Source organism: Shewanella sp. 10N.261.52.F9 (genome assembly GCF_041471165.1).
Classification (GTDB): Bacteria; Pseudomonadota; Gammaproteobacteria; order Enterobacterales; family Shewanellaceae; genus Shewanella; species Shewanella marinintestina.
On sequence record NZ_JBFRNX010000014.1, the window covers coordinates 1 to 16,673 of the forward strand.

A 16,673-nucleotide genomic window follows, 5' to 3' on the forward strand; every position below is an offset into this window, starting at 1 on the left:
CTTTGTTTTAAGCGTTATGTGTTTAGGGAAAATTAGGTGGATAATCAACGAGATTTCAGCAGTAGGCTAACATTTGATTTTGACCAAGTAGCCTTAAAAGATTACGCGAAAATAACTAAATCTGTTGTAGCTGAGTTCAAATTAATTCCACACACTGCATTAGTTAATGGTCTTGAAGAAACATTCCAAGACTTTACATTTAATCAATCAATTATTGGTTTAGAGTGGGATATTTGGTCTGGCTATGTGGTCAATGCTAAAAATACGGAAGCTGAAGTTTTAGTAGAAAAAATAGCGACTTACATCAGAGTTAACAACACATAACAAGAATTTCAAGCGGGACAAAATACAGTTGGCTTTTTGTTCACTACGTTCACCTATTTTAGCCAACTGAATTTTGCCCCTTAAATGGGCGTTATGTTTCTCAGAGAGATCGCGATATGTCTCAAAATATTTGCGTAAAATGCAATAAGCCTGTTATTGAAAGCGCTGAACAATACGAAGTTTTCGAGAAAATGCATTGGTTATGCTTTCATCTGGAATTTGAACATGAAGGCGATCCAGATATACCATGTGGTGACGTATCTTGTCCTTGGTGGCATATTAAAGTGTACAGAGAAAAGCTGGAACAAATGGGTGAAGACCCAAGTAAAGTTTTAGAAAGCGCTATTGAAGACGTAATTTCTAAACAGTAAGAAACATAACAAGTTGCTTAAAAGGACGTATCACGCTTGGCTTACGCTCCTTCGTCGCAAAGTTTAGCCAAGCTTTCTACGCCCATTAGCAAGGCGTTATACGTCATGGAGGATTCAATGAAGCTTGTGTTTGCGTTTATTTTTGCTTTCTCCTCTATAGCAATTGCGACTGATTCAATGCCAAATGAAGGAAATCTTGTTTTCGCTCCCAAGATCAATGAAGTGTTAGAGTTAAAAATATGGCCTAAGAACAAAGCTAACCTTGATGGCTTTGCTACGGTGGAGTTTACCGTAAATAAATCAGGTAAAGTGGAAGGTGCAAAAATAGTTGATGCTTACCCCAAAGAGTTAGAAGAAGAAACGCTAAAGGCAATTCAACTGTGGCTATTTACACCTGCAACCATTGATGGAAATAACGTAAAAGTTGTTAATAGTGCAACGTTTTATTTTCAGCGTAAATGACGTGTAACAAGCTAATTAATAAGAACAAAAAACAGTTGGCTGTTTTCGCTCCTCAACATTTTAGCCAACAATTTTTTGCCCATTATTAGGGCGTTAGGCTTCACAAGAAAATATGATTCTATTCACTGAGAATATAGTAAATATCCTGAACGAATACTTCTCACAGAGTGATGAGTACGTAGAGTCAATTCTGTTGGCGGCTTATGGCTTCAAGGTTCAGTTTGTTAGTTTTGATGTTCAGTGTGAAGAGAGGGTTTTCGCTACTATTGCTGGTCAGCGGTATGAATGGAATGACGCCCCAACGTCAGCTCCCTGGGGTGCCTTAGGCAGGCAGCTTGCTAAAGAGGCTGTGTTAAAGAGTCCAGAGTTATTAAGTATTAGGTTTGAGAGTGGAGACGTACTGGAAATCGAAACTGCCGAAAATCAGTATGAGTCTGTAATTTTTAACTTCCCTCCTAAGGGAGAGTCCTTGGTTATGGAAATATTTTAATGAGCAAAAATCCTAACAAGGCTATCAAAAATCGTTCCGGCCAAAAAACGGCCTCCACTGGGCGCGCTAACGCGCGCCTTTTATAGCGGCGTTAGGGTTACAAGGAGAGTTCCGCATGAAAATCAGATTACTCATTTTATTTACATTAATTATGTCTGGATGCACATCACAAGTGTGGCAAGCCCCAAGTTATGAAGAGAGAGTTACTGGCTTTTATGCCACGCAAGAAAATGCTCTGTTGCTTGTAACAGGTCAAAATTATAGCTATGTATTTGAGGCAAGTGACTTATTAATTAAATCACTTAAAATAAGTCGTACTATTGAATTTTATCCTAGATATGAAAGCTTCAAACTAGATAAAGAAAATAATGTCAGTGGTAAACTGGAATTAATCACACACAATACGTCGGATAAGCAAACGCTTCGAGAGTTGGGTTTCCCACAAGATGAATATGGAAATATCGATTTAACTTTTAACTTAAGAGGTAAAAGATATAAAGTTGAAGGGAACTATCCTTTTCAAAAGCTTGAAGATGAGCACTACGTTTTGGTTGAAACACCTGAATCAGGACTATCTAAAGCTGGTAAAATTGTAGTTACACCAGGAGCTGTAGCAATCGATACCGTTGCTATCGTTCCTGTTGCTGCTTTTTTTGGAGTGTTGGGTGTTATGAATGAACTTGATCTGTAAGTAACCCTAACAAGGCAATAAAGTCAGATTCGTAACAGTTGGCTCGGTTGCGCTTCGCTACACATTTTAGCCTACAATTACTCACCGCTTATTGCGGCGTTATACCCCACAAATGGAGTTCAAATTAACAATGGAAGTTAATGAGCAATACAGTCAGGAAGCAAGAATGCAATTAGACTTCTATTCCTTTATGGCTGTTGCGATATGGGTATGCTTTGGTGTTGCTATTACGTCAACTGTAGCAATGCATTTAGTTGTCACCACAGCGGCAACCTCGGCTGAGGTTGAATCATCAATGTTTCTGTTCTCCTCCGCAGTGTATGGCTTTTTAGGATTTCTTTTTTCACTTTTTGGCTCTGCTGGCATATACCCCTTTTACAAATTTTGGTGTGGTAAAAAAAGAGGCCAGCGTGTTACTGGGCGCTTTGCCTTTATCAATCGCGGTGTATAACAAGCTGCTAAATTCAGATTCACCAAGGCTGTCATGCCATTTGCTGAGCAAATCGCCAGCCAGCAAATGGTTCACTTATTGGCAGGCGTTACCGTATATTCATTTGTCATACTTTCCCTAATAAGAGTCATCACTTTAAGAACGTTGACTCTAACTTATTTCTGTCCAGAAACGAGTTTGAGCTTTAAAGCTCAAAGCTCAAAGCTCAAAGCGCGAAGTCACTTTGGGCTATAAACTGTCGTGATAAGTACTTTCTCCTAGAATGAACATTCACCTCACTAAATAGCCAAGAAAGACTTAAAGTCTATTTAGGCTAGGTGTCATTTAGCTAGATTTACAGCTAGTCATTTTCGGTGTACCAGTATTTCAATACGTCTTCTGCGGGTTTGCCACGAATCGATTGTGAAATATTGGCAAAGCCTTCATTGCTTGGAATGAGCGTTTCCGATAGCCAATAGTCGGTGTGAATATCAATGCTAGAAATTTCAAAACTATCTTGGTTGGCGATGGCCTGCATAATGCCTTCAATACCGATTAATACATTAATGATAAAAATTAATTATCATTTATATAATTATTGATAATTTTAAGTTCTAGTTGGCGGTGCCTATAATCTCTCCATCGAAATGAGTAACCCATTACACAGTAAAGAGTGGAGCAAGATTATGAAGATGAGTCATGTAGGTATTATGGTCGGCGATATGGATCAAGCTGTTGAGTTTTATACTAAAGCACTGGGTCTAAAATTGGTTATGGGGAACACCAAAGTTGTTGAAGAGCGTGAAACGGCTATTGGTAGAATGTGTATTGCGGTTTTTGGTGAAGGCTTTAAAGGTTTTAATATTGCTCACTTAGTAACAACAGATGGCATTGGTGTTGAATTGTTTGAGATGGTCGATCGCCAAGAACGTCATGAAGTGGATTTTTCGCGTATTGGTATTTTTCACTTTTCACTACAGACAGATGATTTTGAAGGCGCCATTAAGCGTACTGAAGAATTTGGCGGTAAGGTTAGAATGGATATCATGCGTTATCATCCAGAGGACGATAGCAAGCAAGCGAAAATGGTTTATTTGGAAGACCCATTCGGTAACTTGTTTGAGCTTTATTCACATAGCTATGAAGAAACTTACGCATCTGATTATGACTAATTGATAGTGCCTCAATGAGTTTAAAAAGGGTTAGCATGGCTAACCCTTTTATTTATCTATCACTTTGTAGTTAAGTTACGTGACTTATGTCACATTGGTGCGGTTCTTGGAACGCTTTGACAACACATAGTGTAACTAAATTAGATTAACTGCTTTTAATGTTATTTGGCATTTGTATAATCCCGTTCCGGCTAGAGCATCTTGCTCACTGCCAAATTAATGCAAGCCGATACATGGACAAGTGACCAACCCACGGAGCTGGACCGGCAAAAACTTATGTAAGTTTTAGATACTTCTGTCTTGTATCAATGGCCGGATAACTCAAATCGATCGACAAATATCACCTGTGACTTCTTGGGTGGCTTTTGCCGACATTCAATGTCGCTTTTTTCAAAGCGTCTTCTACGCCAGCACTCGATAGAAAGTACCGACAACTTACACTTTTTAGCTCTATTAGGGATAAATGATGTCGTTGTTAATTAGCTTTTTCGGAATTGGTTTTCTAATCCTTTGCGGATGGATTTTTTCAGAGAATAGAAATGCCATTAAATGGCGCACTGTTGTAGGCGCATTTGCCTTGCAAGCTGTATTAGCTGCATTAGTGTTATATGTGCCCATGGGACAAAATATCTTGGGAGCGGTGAGTCAAGGCGTGGCCTCTGTATTAAGTTTTGCCGATGAGGGAATTAATTTTCTGTTTGGCGACCTTGCAACTAACAGCTTTGTATTTGCTATTCGCGTACTTCCTCTTGTTATCTTTATCAGCGCGTTAATTTCTATGCTGTATTACTTCGGTATCATGCAATGGGTAATTAAAATTATTGGTGGCGGTTTACAAAAGCTTCTTGGGATCAGCCGCGCTGAATCTTTGGTGACTACTGGTAATATCTTTTTAAGCCAAGGTGAATCACCGCTACTTGTTAAGCCTTTTCTACCTAAGATGACTCGCTCAGAGCTATTTGCGGTAATGACAGGTGGTATGGCGTCGGTTGCGGGGAGTGTACTTGGTGGCTATGCGGGGCTAGGTGTTGAGCTTAAATATCTTATTGCGGCAAGCTTTATGGCTGCGCCTGGCAGTTTGATGATGGCGAAATTATTAGTGCCAGAGACTAGCAATATTACGCATCAACAAGAAGTTGATATGAGTAAGAGCGAACACGGTAACGTGATTGATGCCCTTGCTTCTGGCGCAATGAACGGCATGCGCGTAGCGGTTGCTATCGGTACCATGTTACTTGCCTTTATCAGTGTCATCGCTATGTTTAATGCTGGTATTGAGCAAGTGGGTAACTGGTTTAATTTTGATGGTGTGACCATGCAAAGCTTACTGGGTTATATCTTTGCTCCTGTTGCATTTTTAATTGGTGTGCCAGTAAGTGAAATGATGATAGCGGGTAGTTTTATTGGCCAAAAACTGATTTTAAATGAATTTGTTGCCTTTATGGATTTCACTGCCGTTAAAGATCAGCTGTCACAGCATTCGCAAGTGATAATTACTTTTGCCTTGTGCGGCTTTGCTAACATCGGCTCTATTGCTATTCAGCTTGGTAGTATCGGGGTTATGGCGCCTGAGCGTCGTAGCGAAGTGGCAAACCTAGGTCTTAAAGCTGTATTAGCTGCAACACTTGCAAACTTGATGAGTGCGGCATTAGCTGGCATTTTTATTAGTTTGTAATTATGCACTGACATATCAATAAAAAGGAGTCCTTTAGGACTCCTTTTTTGTTTTAGCTGCTAAGACATAAGTAATGTCTGGTTGATCTTAGTTTAGTGTTGCATGCTAATATCTAGCGGGAACTGCTTAAAGCACTGGTAGATAAGTTAATGCACGCTTATCTCGAGCAATCATAGGGTCAACCACAAGCTCTTTAAATGTAGCACCATCACGGTTCATCACTGTGCTCATTAAGCTAGGTGAGCTTGCAATAAGCTGTTCGAGATTTTCGATTTGATCTATCAGTCCTAGTGCTAAGGTGTTTTCTGCCGTAGCGGCATAGTTTTTACCTTGTAGCGATAGCGTTTTCAGCGTACTTACTGCATCGTTCGCAAGATGGATCCCCGCAAATTCACGCCACACTCGAGCTTTTTCTTCACCTCGGTAGTCACTGTCGTGTGACGCTAACACTACCTGTTTAAGCATCATTTGCAGTAGGTTACTTTTGCCCTTCATTTCAAAACTAGATTGTGGGAAACCAAAATAACGTCCTAGAGAAGTTGCATAGTTAGGTAAGGCTTCAATTTGTTGATCAACATAATCTACGTCACTGCTGTAGTACTGTGGATCAACAGCCTTACAAGTATCAGTTAAATAAGGATTGCTCAAATAACCGTTAAGCTCTGCAACCGTGTTGCCCATTGTCATCTGGCATAACATACCTTCAAGTTGGTCGTGCACTTTAGGGTAGTCAGCTAATGCGTAATAGGTGCGACCAGTGGTACTACGTGGTGACTTACGAGTCAACAGTTGACGCATAGCAAGCAGCTTATCTGGCCACATACCTAATACGTCTCGCTCATTTACATAAGGATGATTAGGGCTTGAAGCGGGAGCTTTTAATCCATTAAGTAGGTGCCCATTATTCACACTTACATCGGCATAAACCAAATCTTGGTAATCAGCAATAATGTCAGCTTTAACAAGTAGCTCTTTTAACTTGTCGCTATCTTGGTCGAAATTAGTGATGATTTTACCAAGTTCAAAACCTTCATCGAGCTTACTGCTATTTAAGCGATAAATACGGCTGAGAATATCTTCCAACGAATGTACCTTTGACAACGCTCGGCTGTTATCGCTGTTCATTTTGTAGGTAACATGCAGATAGATATCATTGAGTCCGGCGGCGGTTAAGAAAGTTCCGGCTGCATCTTCAACGGCACGTTGTGATGCACAGAACCAATAATCTTGGTGGCTTGGACAAAAATCAGCGAGATCACTTTGATCAAAGGCAAATAATTCCTCAACTGATGCGGTGTCTTCGACAAACTGACGAATGTCATTGAAGCCACGTAACCTATCTATGGTGTAAGGCAGAATATTGTCTTCAAATAGCGTTTGACGATTATGACGCACATTCATAGTGTCGTAACTGTCATGATATCTATCAATATAATACTGAGCGATATCATCATTATTGGTACCCGCATCGAAGCGGTTACAGTTACTGTTTAATGATACGTGACCATCGGTACAGAAAGCGAAATAACGTAGGTCATTTTCTGCTGCGATATTATGCAGTGCACCATATTGAGTGTCGCCAGTAATGTTGCCTGCGCTTAGCTCCTTTATGCGCAATGCATCTTGCTCTTTGAGTGACACAAGGTTGCCGTCAGTTTTTTCTACCTTACGGGCGTAGCCAAAACGTAGTGCTGCTAAGTCATACTTTTGTAAGGTTGTGGCAAAGCGGTCTGCGTTGTAATCCATCTGGCTTGAAAAGTCAGCTTTAACTGTAAGGTTAGGATAGCCAGCGTCACTAAATGCTTGGCTAAAGTCGGTAACTTCTTGTTCGTTGAAGAAGTTGGCTTGATCTCGGCTGCCGGCAAAATTATGTCTTAGGCCAAAGTTATGGCCCAGCTCATGGGTAAGAGTTCCGGCAAACGCTTGTGCAGCAAGCTTATTGACTAGGCTTGCTTGAAAGCTAGCAGGCATCTTCTCAATGTCTTTTAGCTTTGAACCTACAATACCATCGAGCCAGAATTGGCTATCTTTCCAATCAATTTCGTGACCTTTAATACCTCGGGGGAGTTCACGTAGTGCGCCGCCTGCTAAGCCAAAGGCTTCGTTGACGCTCATTAAGTTGTGCTCGGCCCAAAAATCTTCAGTCTTGTCATGTAAATTAACCAACTCTTCAAATGGAGTATCGTTAGCATTGTCATTGGATAAATTGGGGATTACAGCCTTTGGTTGAGCTTGGTTTCTTGGCTGTTGTGACATGATGTCAGTGCCACTGGCTTGGTTTGCAATCAGTTGGTTAGCGGCAACTTCACTAGCACGTGATAGTGCGTTTGGTGATGGTGCATAATCCACTCCGGTAAGTGCTTTTACTGAATTAGGATCTAACATGCCGCGGTTATAGTCGAGCTGAACTCGGCGGTAATAACGGGTGGAACCTTGCTCTAAGTTCGCACTGTATTGATCTACGCGTCCACTAACGATCTCACCTGTCAGTGGGTTAGCTGCTGAGGGACCATAACCGGCTAAACCATTGTCTAATGGCTCATCAAACAGAGTAATGTTGCTGTAACGCAAATCACCATGACGGTGTTGATGTGCTTGTTCTAGCTTGATCTCTGGTAGGCCTGTTTTAAACATTTTATTTTGGATATTGATAGCGGTAATACTTTCATTTGCCGCGTCTAAGAAGGGCTTATTCTTGCCCTCAAAGAAGTTATTACTCAGGTAATAAGTGATTGCTTCTTGTTTGGGATTAAAATGATTCAGATATTGGCGAACATAACCGTCTTTACCTGCTGAGTGGTTACCATCGCGATATTGGTGTTGGGTTCTAAAGAAACCAAAGGTACCGTTTTCGTTTTCGCTGTAAGGAACCGTTTCAAAGTCTTTACTGGCGAGTTGGTCAAGGGCAACAATAGAAATATATTCTGTTGTTGTGAATGACAAGTTGTCAAAATTCCCTTTAAAGAATTTCCCAAAACAAGCCGGATTAGCTTGATAGGTATGTTCAATTTCAAAGTTGATCACACCTTTAGCCAGGTCCATCTCGTAGCCTTTCCAGTCACCATCGTGAACTAGTCGAGCAGATTCAGTTTCAGTTGTGCACTGCTTGAAGGTCACTAGGTCGGTATAGTTTTCTTCAGCAATTTGTGCAGCCTCGTAATGAGGAATGAAATACTTTTTTTGATCCCAAGTAATGTCGCGGTCATTGACCTCTTCTTCCTTATTGGTGCAATCGTTCCAGTTATCCTTTTGACATTGAAAATCAACATAGTCGCCGGGAATCGTCAACACTGGCGCTTTGTTATATTCATTGTCGTAGCGTGAATCATGCTCTAGGCCAATGGTGTCACGGTCAATTTGCCTAAGCTGAATACCGTTTTCTGTCATTCTTAAGGTTACAAGTTTTTCATCACCTTGAGAAAAGCCATGAATAGGCGCTGAATAACGTGGAGCGTCACCTAGGCTGCGAGTGTATAAAAACAGACGTTCAGGCTGTTTAACCGCAAGCTCAGATAAAGAGGTAGATGTGGTTGTTTGCTCAGTGGTGGTTGTGGTGTCTGTTGTTGCATTTTTGAGATCTTGAATCGAGATCATTTTCTCGTCTTTTTTGACCTCTTGATAGGGCTCATCACTACCACAACCACTTAGTGCCAGTGCACTTAATATGGCTAAGGTGATTACTGATTTTTGCATAGGTTCCTCTCTTCTTAATGTAAATTAATGTTGTTTTTATAGGTATTTAGTTATTGATAAATAGAATACTGAACTGCGTTTGTCGTAAACTTCGAATCCCTTTGATGGTCCGCGTTCAGGGTCGTAGAAACTGCCGGTGTTGTTATGGCCGATGGCAGCAACCCAATTTTGAGCAAACTCCCAACCAATCTCTTCACTCATGGTGAAACGGTTGTCGTATCGACTGGTATTAAACTTTTTTGCCATGCCATAAGATCCATTGACATCTAAATACCAGCCATCGATAAATTGCCATGTTGCATCAGCTAGCAAGTCAATTTGGTGTTCAACAAAATGTTCGCCTTGGCGACCTGTCTCGTATTTGTATGCGTTGTACTTAAACCTAGGCGACAAGTAAAAATTCCAGTTTTTACTTGGACGATAGAATAAGTAGCCCGCAATACGGGGGGCTGCTCTAAGTTTGTTTTCTTGACTGGTATGGCTGGTGGGCAGAAATACACCTGCACTACCGATGTAGGACCAGGCATCAATTAGCTTCTTGGAGGGGGTGCGATATTCTAAGAAGGTGTCATAGAAGTAAGATTGATTGTGGTGTAGTTCGACTTCTCCACCACTAGATAAGCGCAGACTGCCCCAGTCATCTCGATAAGCGATACGACCATTGCCACTGAGTGCTTGGTAAGAGCTGGGCTCAGACTGTGCAAATGTATTACTTGCCGCTGTGGCACTGAGATAACCAGACCAATGGGATGAACTCGAATCAATCGCAGCTGCGACGTTTTCGTTGTCAGCCATTACTGGTGCACAGATCAAGCTTGCCAGTGTGATACATGCAATGGGGATCGCGGCCGTTATTCTGTTTTGGGGGCAGCCGCGTGCACTCAAACAGGGTGAGTTTTTAAAAGGCATATTTCCAACCTAATCTTCAGTTTGTTGAATGAAAGATCCCAAGCAAGGCAGCGCATTGCTTAAGGAGCTTTGGGTAGATTTATCGTTTTAATGTTGGCAGCGAGTGCCTATAACCCAATAGCAGAGGGATATCGAGTTAAGAGGGAGTTCCTTTTACAGGTTTAATCCAGCTTAAAAGGAAAGATTTGAGTTCAAGGATGCTTTTTGGTGTTTTATACCTGAGGATGGCATAAGAGGGTAACCCTGCGGACAGGAACAATAAGACAAATAGTGTGGCCGATAAGGTGATTGAATTGAAGTTAATATCTTCAACGGTTATCGCAAACGAGTTTAAATATGATGGATCACACTCAGCAACATAACGTTCGCATAAGACGCGGTTGATTAGGCTGTCTTTAAGTTGGATATTATTGGCAAATAATTGACGATCTTGATGAGTTACTGCCAATTCTTGCTGTGTTAGCGTGCTTTCAAACAAGCAGCTGGTGATATGAGCTAGCATGACAATGCAACCCAATATAACCAAACTTGTAAGTTTTAAAGCCGCTTGTTTCAACATTTATCCACTCAGAAAAGATAATTAATGAATAAAAACAAATGATACAAGTTGATACATATGTTTTTAAAACGAAATCTCAGTCTAAAAAATAAACATTTGTTTATCAATGGCAAATTAACAAAGCAATCAAATGTGAGATCTTGCTCGCACATTTGTGCTGAGTAGGGTACTTTTTTGCAGTATTTGTTACTTTTTATTAACTATTGGCGTGTGAGCATATGGATAAATGGGCATGCATTTTGTTTTTTAAAAGGGAGGTAAAGCTGGAGTTGGGGGAAATGGAATAAGCTGAGAAACGAGAAGCGGATAGACAATGGCTTATCCGCTTGAACCGGTTGCTAAATGCTTAAGGGTAATTTATTTTTTTTCAGCCCTATACTTATCCATAACGTCTTTCGCCACAGCTTGTCCCCATTGCTGGCCTGCCATCATAGACTCTTGCATAATATTCGGTTGTACCCTGATTAGCTTTTTACCTGCTGGAGTGTCATAAAAGGCATTAATTGCTTGGATCTCATCTTCAGTAAGGTACTTCTGGTAGATAGGTACCGTCATTTCTATTAAATCTTCAGGATTGAAGCCAGCCATATAATCATCCCAAAAGGCCTCTGGCGCATCGGGGATCAGATTTTTAAGTGCGGGCAACATTTGATTCATTGCTTGTACCCCTAGTTCACCAGCACCGGTTTTATTCATGAGTTGCTTAACGCTTTCTGCTGAGGCTTGCTCTGCAAAGGCATTGTTAGAAAAGGCGAGCACGGCTAAAAGAGGGAGTAATGCGAATTTCATAATGAGCATCCTGCTGGTATTGAGAAAGAGTGTAATTTGCCGAACGTGATTGCCGACTGCTTAAGTTGATTTTCTGCTTGTTATCTCAGCCAGCTATAAGCGTAAACTGACTAACAATGCTACCGAGTAAAGTACCGTATTTCAGCGTTAAAGGTAAACTGTTAGCAATTGATTTTGACCAAATATTTGTTTAATCGAATTCGATATATGTAAAGTGTGGGTTGTCGATACATACCTGCATACTGCTAATCTCATCGAGGATTACAAGTGTTGGTATTGCTCCCTCAAGGTTTCCTTGCTGTTGGTTTAGTTTGATACACTCTTGTTTGTATTGGTTTCTTGCGGTATCGAGCGCAATACCTTCGATAGTTTGGTTGTTTTTCAGCGTGAGTTTTATTGGGTATCGGTATAAACAAACAATTTCGATGTAGTCATATTGGTTGCAGCTAATCATATTTCACCTTTACCCTAGATTGAGTCTATGTTCTGTCAGCAAGATTCATGATGCGGGAGATTAGACATAAATTGAAGCGTTTTGCAGAACAGCTGAAAATAGCGTTTATTAAATACAAACAAGGCCCAAAACTGGACCTTGTTTACAAAGTGATTGATAACACTAAAAGTATTATTTAAAACGATTTTGCAGATAATCAAACACCGCACGAATACCGAATGCTTCACCGCCAACTGGGCGGCCAGGAAGCTTGCGAACGTTGTATGCCATTACGTCAAAGTGACTCCAGCTAATGCCTTTATCAACAAACTCTTCTAAATAAAGTGCTGCTGTAATTGCGCCACCAAATGGGGTTTTAGCACAGTTAGCAAGGTCGGCGATATCACTGCCCGTTAAGTCAAGATAAGGTCTGTGTAGTGGCATGCGCCATACTGGGTCGTCCACTTTTAAACCAGATGCGGTAAAGCCAGCAGCAACTTCTTCATCATTACTGAAAAAGCCCGGTAGCTCGGTACCTAGTGCAATGCGCATGGCCCCGGTAAGAGTAGCAAAGTCGATCATTAATTCTGGCTTATCGTTGTTGGCTTCAGCTAATGCGTCACACAAAACTAAGCGGCCTTCAGCGTCAGTATTATCAATTTCAACTGTAATGCCTTTTCGTGTAGTAATAACATCGCCCGGTCTAAATGCATTGGCTGACACCGCATTTTCAACTGCAGGCACTAATACGCGTAATCGTACCGGTAGATTGTGCGACATAATAAGCTGAGCAAGACCGATAACATGGGCTGCGCCGCCCATGTCTTTTTTCATTAAACGCATACCTGAACCCGGTTTAAGGTCTAGTCCGCCTGAGTCAAAACAGACCCCTTTACCTACGAGGGTGAGTTTAGGTGCTGACTCATCGCCCCAAGTTAGGTCGATTAAACGCGGTAGGTTTTCACTGGCACGGCCAACCATATGAATAGTCGGATAGTTTTGTTCGAGAAGTTCATCACCGATGATTTGCTTTATCTCTGCACCAAATTCTGCAGCCATTTCTGTCATGGTGTCACCTAGGTGCTGTGGCATCATGTCAGCTGCAGGAGTGTTGACCAAATCACGCACTAAAGACACTGAACGGATAAACTTATTTGCTTCATCAGCTTGTGCTTGAGTTGGTACAACGAGTTGCGGCAGAGCTTGGTCATTTTTTTTGTAACGGTCAAATTTATATGCACCTAGTCCCCAGCTAAAAGCAGCCGTTTTTACCTGGGCTTCGCCAGCATTAAGTACATATTGGCCAGCGGGTAGTTGATTGGCTAGTTCACCACAAAGCCAGTATGAATCGTCACTGTTACTGACAAAAATAACCTGCGCTAATTCACCGTCAGCATTAGGAATAAGGCTTAGACCTTGACCTTTAAATTGAGTGCTAGTGAGCCAGTTTTGTGTTTGCGGGGCTTGATCGGCTAGCCATTTTGCAAAAGTATCGCTATTAAAAATAGATAAAGGGGTGCCTGAAGCACCGGAGATAATAAGGTTGCTCATGTAAGGACTCGTATTGTTATTAATAATGAGAATAGCTTGCACAATAGAGTAACAGGCCTTGCGATTATGAGAAAGGTAACAAGGGCTTATTTTGAGGGCTAATTAAGGTTGGTTTTCAGACTAGAGGTGTCGCTGAGGTAGTGGCAATTTTTAGTCGTGTATGTGTTAATTGGTATTCAAAGTGATGAGCTTTTGAAGAACTTGAAGAGGCTAAAGCTGGATAGTTGCTAGTTAAACTTAATTACTCAGAAGTTGACTCTAGTTTCGCTTTTATTGCATCGCGGCGTATATTGGCCTTACGTTCTGACATATTGTTAAACGAGCTAGGAAGTACGTCGACGCCAACTATTTGGCCAAGCTTAACCACTAGCGGAATCGTGATGGGAGCAAAAGGCAGTACGGCAAACATACCGAGGCCTAGACCTTTTAATAGATCGGCAAACTGCTTGTTGGCTTCAGTCAGTTCTTCTTTTGAAGCTTGCCTGCAGGTATAGCGCTTATAGGTGACTAACATATCTTTAGTCTCCTGCTTTTCTTGAGCAAGCGCATCTTTTAGCACTAACATGTCGCGTTTTAAGCGCAGCCAAAATCGGCGTCTTCCGATACGGATCACGCGAACTGGGGCTTTATGTATGTGGCTATAGATTTTCATGGCGGCGATTGTGCCACAGTCGACACATTAAACCTAACCTCAAGCGAGTATAAAAAGGTAATAAAGTGTCAACTGCGGGGTAAAACAGCATTTAGTGGCTTGATTAGCCTGCGCGTAAACTCAGAATTTCGCTAAGCACAATCGGTTCTGGGTAGCGACAAAATGCAGCATCTTTTTGGTCAATGGCGTAAATCGACATGCGGTCTGCCAGTTCATTACCTTCAATCCCGACGTGGGCAGCAACGTGCTGAATACTGAGCCTATCTTTTAATGAGTCATACAGCTCATGGGATTGCTGAATGATATCTAAGTTTTTGATATCGCCAGCAACCTTACGTTTCCAACCTTTGGTTTTCCAGCCATAAGCCCAGTTAGTGATGCAGTTAATTGAATATTGAGAGTCACTCAAGATCTGCACAGTAAGTCCTTGTTTAAGGGCTTTTTCTGCTAGTAATAAGGCTTGGTGTAAGGCATTTAACTCGGCTGAATTGTTGGTGCCATTAGCGTTATAAAGGCCATAATAAAGCTCGGTTAGTTTAGCGTTTAGATAAACCGCTACACCGGAACCGGCTTTGCCTGGATTCGGCTCGCAGCCGCCATCGGTAAAAATAGACACATCACAGCGATTGAGATCGATATCTAAACTCGCTTTGGCTGCGGTTTTTACTTTAGCTGGGCCAGAGGTGGGTTTTTTCGCACTATTGCCATAGTTGGTGCCATAGCTTGGCGCTTTGGCAAATGCGGCTTTGGCTTCAGCTTCACTTGGGAAAGACTTATATTTAGCTTGTGGAAACTTATCAACTAGCTTTTTAGTGTAATCCCAACTAGTAAAAATACCGGTTTCACGGCCAGCCCAAACCACATAATATTTTTTAGCCATAAAGCATACATCCTGAATCTTTATAAAGAGAATGATTACAACGTAATGCTGTAATCATTCAATGGTTACTGGTCTTTTTTACAGTGCGCAAGTAAATCGACGAAGAACTGAGAGCCTTTACGCTCTGCAAAAGCTATATTGCGCTCCGGAATGGTCTCTGGTTCATCGTAAGTGGCTAATGCCAACTCCATACTTGCCTCACGAATAATATGCAGCGTTGGGTATGGTGAACGGTTAGTGTAGTTTGCCGCTGAGTCTTGAGCTTCATCTTCAAAACAGTAGTCGGGGTGGAAGCTAGCTAACTGATACTCGCCTTCATAACCTTGTTCTATGAGAAGGTCATTAGCAATATCGACTAAATCTAAATAGAGGTAAAAGCCTTCAAAACCGCGCGGTAAAATAAACAAGGTGGTTTCTATGTCTTCATTTTCATCTAAGTAAATACACTCGTCGACCAGAGCTTGCAGTACATCTTGCATACGTGATTCATCAATAACCGCATAGCGAATACTCGCACGCTCGATTTCACGTCGTGCAAAGGGGCAAATGTTATATTTCATAATCACTTGCTTAACCCAGTTTTCGGTTTCTGTTGCGTATGCTTGTAATTCGGGATCGATAACCTGAGTCATTTGGTACTGCCATTGGAGAGTTATGGCCGGATCATAGGCAGGATCGACAACACAAGCAAGAGCGCCATGGTGACATTGAATATTTTCTGTTGTCTTTGGTTCTTTAGTAATCGCTTTAATGCGACGCCAAAGCCTAGCCATACAAAAGCACTGGGCACTGCAATAAAAAAGAACACTAAAGCGATGGTGAACACTTGTGGTGTAAGCGCTTGGCTCATCGTTGTAAAGGTGGCGACAGCGCCAATTCCCATGATCCAAGCTTTAGGATTTACCCACTGAAATGCCGCAGCTTGTAAAAAAGACAGCGGAGCTGCAGTATCTTTACCGTTCATTTTGGCACTGCTGTTAGCTATCAACCAAGCGAGATATAGCATATAGCTAATGCCAACATATTTGATGATGCTATGCAGTAGCGGATAGGTTTGAAATACAGCACTAAGACCTAACCCAATCGCCAGTACCATAGTGGGAAAGCCGATGCAGATCCCTGATAGGTGAGGTAGGCTACGTTTAACACCAAAGTTGACCCCTGATGACATTAACATGATGTTATTGGGCCCAGGTGTGATCCCCGATGAAAAGGCGAATAATGCGATGGTTAAAATCAATTCCATAGTCAAACTCAAAAGTTAGTGCAGCAACAGCATAGTTAGCCATCTTAGATTATCGATGCATAAATAACAGCTAATCTACATCATAATGAGGCATTCTAACGTTATCTATACACGAGGGTAATAGTAATATGGCTGGGCTTCAGCTCTAGCTTGACAAGATAATAAGTCATACCTTTTTGTTATATAAAAAATCATAAAACGGTAGTGATGATTTTTTACTCGTTTTTGATGGTTTTTTATTCACGCCCTAGCGGTGATTTTGGTTAAGTAGTGGTAATTTGACGCTTTTATATTATGCCATCAAAAATACTATTCAATAGGGATTTGCACTACTAGAGTATTGGTC

General features: G+C 41.4%; 19 protein-coding genes. 8 read left to right on the forward strand and 11 right to left on the reverse strand.

All coding sequences use genetic code 11. The features are described from left to right. Positions 1 to 36 precede the first annotated feature (36 nt). The 6 genes from AB4298_RS11050 (at position 37) to AB4298_RS11075 (ending at position 2,789) form a co-directional block, all read left to right on the forward strand. Positions 37 to 324, forward strand: coding sequence for a hypothetical protein (locus AB4298_RS11050; RefSeq protein ID WP_371986750.1), 288 nt, complete (start codon positions 37 to 39; stop codon positions 322 to 324). A gap of 116 nt (positions 325 to 440) precedes the next feature. Next, positions 441 to 695: a hypothetical protein gene (locus tag AB4298_RS11055; RefSeq protein WP_371986751.1), complete on the forward strand. Its 255-nt coding sequence runs from the start codon at positions 441 to 443 to the stop codon at positions 693 to 695. A 117-nt stretch (positions 696 to 812) separates the two neighbouring features. Then, positions 813 to 1,157: an energy transducer TonB gene (locus AB4298_RS11060; RefSeq protein WP_371986752.1), complete on the forward strand. Its 345-nt coding sequence runs from the start codon at positions 813 to 815 to the stop codon at positions 1,155 to 1,157. A 112-nt stretch (positions 1,158 to 1,269) separates the two neighbouring features. After that, on the forward strand, positions 1,270 to 1,647 hold the full coding sequence (locus tag AB4298_RS11065) for a hypothetical protein (protein WP_371986754.1): 378 nt from the start codon (positions 1,270 to 1,272) through the stop codon (positions 1,645 to 1,647). Positions 1,648 to 1,762: 115 nt separating this feature from the next. Then, positions 1,763 to 2,338, forward strand: a complete 576-nt coding sequence (locus AB4298_RS11070) for a hypothetical protein (RefSeq protein ID WP_371986755.1) — start codon at positions 1,763 to 1,765, stop codon at positions 2,336 to 2,338. A 130-nt stretch (positions 2,339 to 2,468) separates the two neighbouring features. After that, positions 2,469 to 2,789 carry a hypothetical protein gene (locus tag AB4298_RS11075; protein ID WP_249000396.1) on the forward strand — a complete coding sequence of 107 codons (321 nt, stop codon included), beginning with the start codon at positions 2,469 to 2,471 and terminating at the stop codon, positions 2,787 to 2,789. Between the two features lie 340 nt (positions 2,790 to 3,129). Here the strand turns inward: AB4298_RS11075 and AB4298_RS11080 are convergent, their stop codons facing one another. Next, positions 3,130 to 3,306: a hypothetical protein gene (locus AB4298_RS11080; RefSeq protein ID WP_371986756.1), complete on the reverse strand. Its 177-nt coding sequence runs from the start codon at positions 3,304 to 3,306 to the stop codon at positions 3,130 to 3,132. A 148-nt stretch (positions 3,307 to 3,454) separates the two neighbouring features. Between AB4298_RS11080 and AB4298_RS11085 the strand changes: the two genes are divergently transcribed. Both AB4298_RS11085 and AB4298_RS11090 read left to right on the forward strand, forming a co-directional pair. After that, positions 3,455 to 3,940, forward strand: coding sequence for a VOC family protein (locus AB4298_RS11085; protein WP_371986757.1), 486 nt, complete (start codon positions 3,455 to 3,457; stop codon positions 3,938 to 3,940). 466 nt (positions 3,941 to 4,406) lie between these two features. Next, a complete protein-coding gene (locus AB4298_RS11090) occupies positions 4,407 to 5,615 on the forward strand; it encodes a NupC/NupG family nucleoside CNT transporter (protein ID WP_371986758.1) in 1,209 nt (402 codons plus the stop codon). Positions 5,616 to 5,741: 126 nt separating this feature from the next. Here AB4298_RS11090 and AB4298_RS11095 read toward each other — a convergent pair whose 3' ends face one another. The 10 genes from AB4298_RS11095 to AB4298_RS11140 form a co-directional block, all read right to left on the reverse strand. Further along, on the reverse strand, positions 5,742 to 9,308 hold the full coding sequence (locus tag AB4298_RS11095; protein WP_371986759.1) for a zinc-dependent metalloprotease: 3,567 nt from the start codon (positions 9,306 to 9,308) through the stop codon (positions 5,742 to 5,744). A gap of 36 nt (positions 9,309 to 9,344) precedes the next feature. After that, a complete protein-coding gene (locus tag AB4298_RS11100; RefSeq protein ID WP_371986760.1) occupies positions 9,345 to 10,217 on the reverse strand; it encodes a hypothetical protein in 873 nt (290 codons plus the stop codon). Positions 10,218 to 10,353: 136 nt separating this feature from the next. Continuing rightward, positions 10,354 to 10,719: a hypothetical protein gene (locus AB4298_RS11105; RefSeq protein ID WP_371986761.1), complete on the reverse strand. Its 366-nt coding sequence runs from the start codon at positions 10,717 to 10,719 to the stop codon at positions 10,354 to 10,356. Positions 10,720 to 11,133: 414 nt separating this feature from the next. Beyond that, on the reverse strand, positions 11,134 to 11,565 hold the full coding sequence (locus AB4298_RS11110) for a DUF2059 domain-containing protein (protein ID WP_249000403.1): 432 nt from the start codon (positions 11,563 to 11,565) through the stop codon (positions 11,134 to 11,136). A 190-nt stretch (positions 11,566 to 11,755) separates the two neighbouring features. Beyond that, a complete protein-coding gene (locus AB4298_RS11115) occupies positions 11,756 to 12,019 on the reverse strand; it encodes a Rho-binding antiterminator (RefSeq protein ID WP_249000404.1) in 264 nt (87 codons plus the stop codon). A 171-nt stretch (positions 12,020 to 12,190) separates the two neighbouring features. Continuing rightward, a complete protein-coding gene (locus AB4298_RS11120) occupies positions 12,191 to 13,549 on the reverse strand; it encodes a leucyl aminopeptidase family protein (protein WP_249000405.1) in 1,359 nt (452 codons plus the stop codon). Positions 13,550 to 13,790: 241 nt separating this feature from the next. Then, positions 13,791 to 14,201, reverse strand: coding sequence for a hypothetical protein (locus tag AB4298_RS11125; protein WP_249000406.1), 411 nt, complete (start codon positions 14,199 to 14,201; stop codon positions 13,791 to 13,793). 103 nt (positions 14,202 to 14,304) lie between these two features. Beyond that, complete coding sequence (locus AB4298_RS11130) at positions 14,305 to 15,081, reverse strand: ribonuclease H family protein (protein WP_371986762.1); 777 nt, start codon at positions 15,079 to 15,081, stop codon at positions 14,305 to 14,307. Between the two features lie 65 nt (positions 15,082 to 15,146). Further along, positions 15,147 to 15,713: a DUF1415 domain-containing protein gene (locus AB4298_RS11135; RefSeq protein ID WP_371986764.1), complete on the reverse strand. Its 567-nt coding sequence runs from the start codon at positions 15,711 to 15,713 to the stop codon at positions 15,147 to 15,149. Positions 15,714 to 15,733: 20 nt separating this feature from the next. After that, the gene (locus tag AB4298_RS11140) at positions 15,734 to 16,327 is read right to left on the reverse strand and encodes a LysE family translocator (RefSeq protein WP_220783059.1); all 594 of its coding nucleotides are present in this window, start codon (positions 16,325 to 16,327) and stop codon (positions 15,734 to 15,736) included. Positions 16,328 to 16,673: the final 346 nt, after the last annotated feature.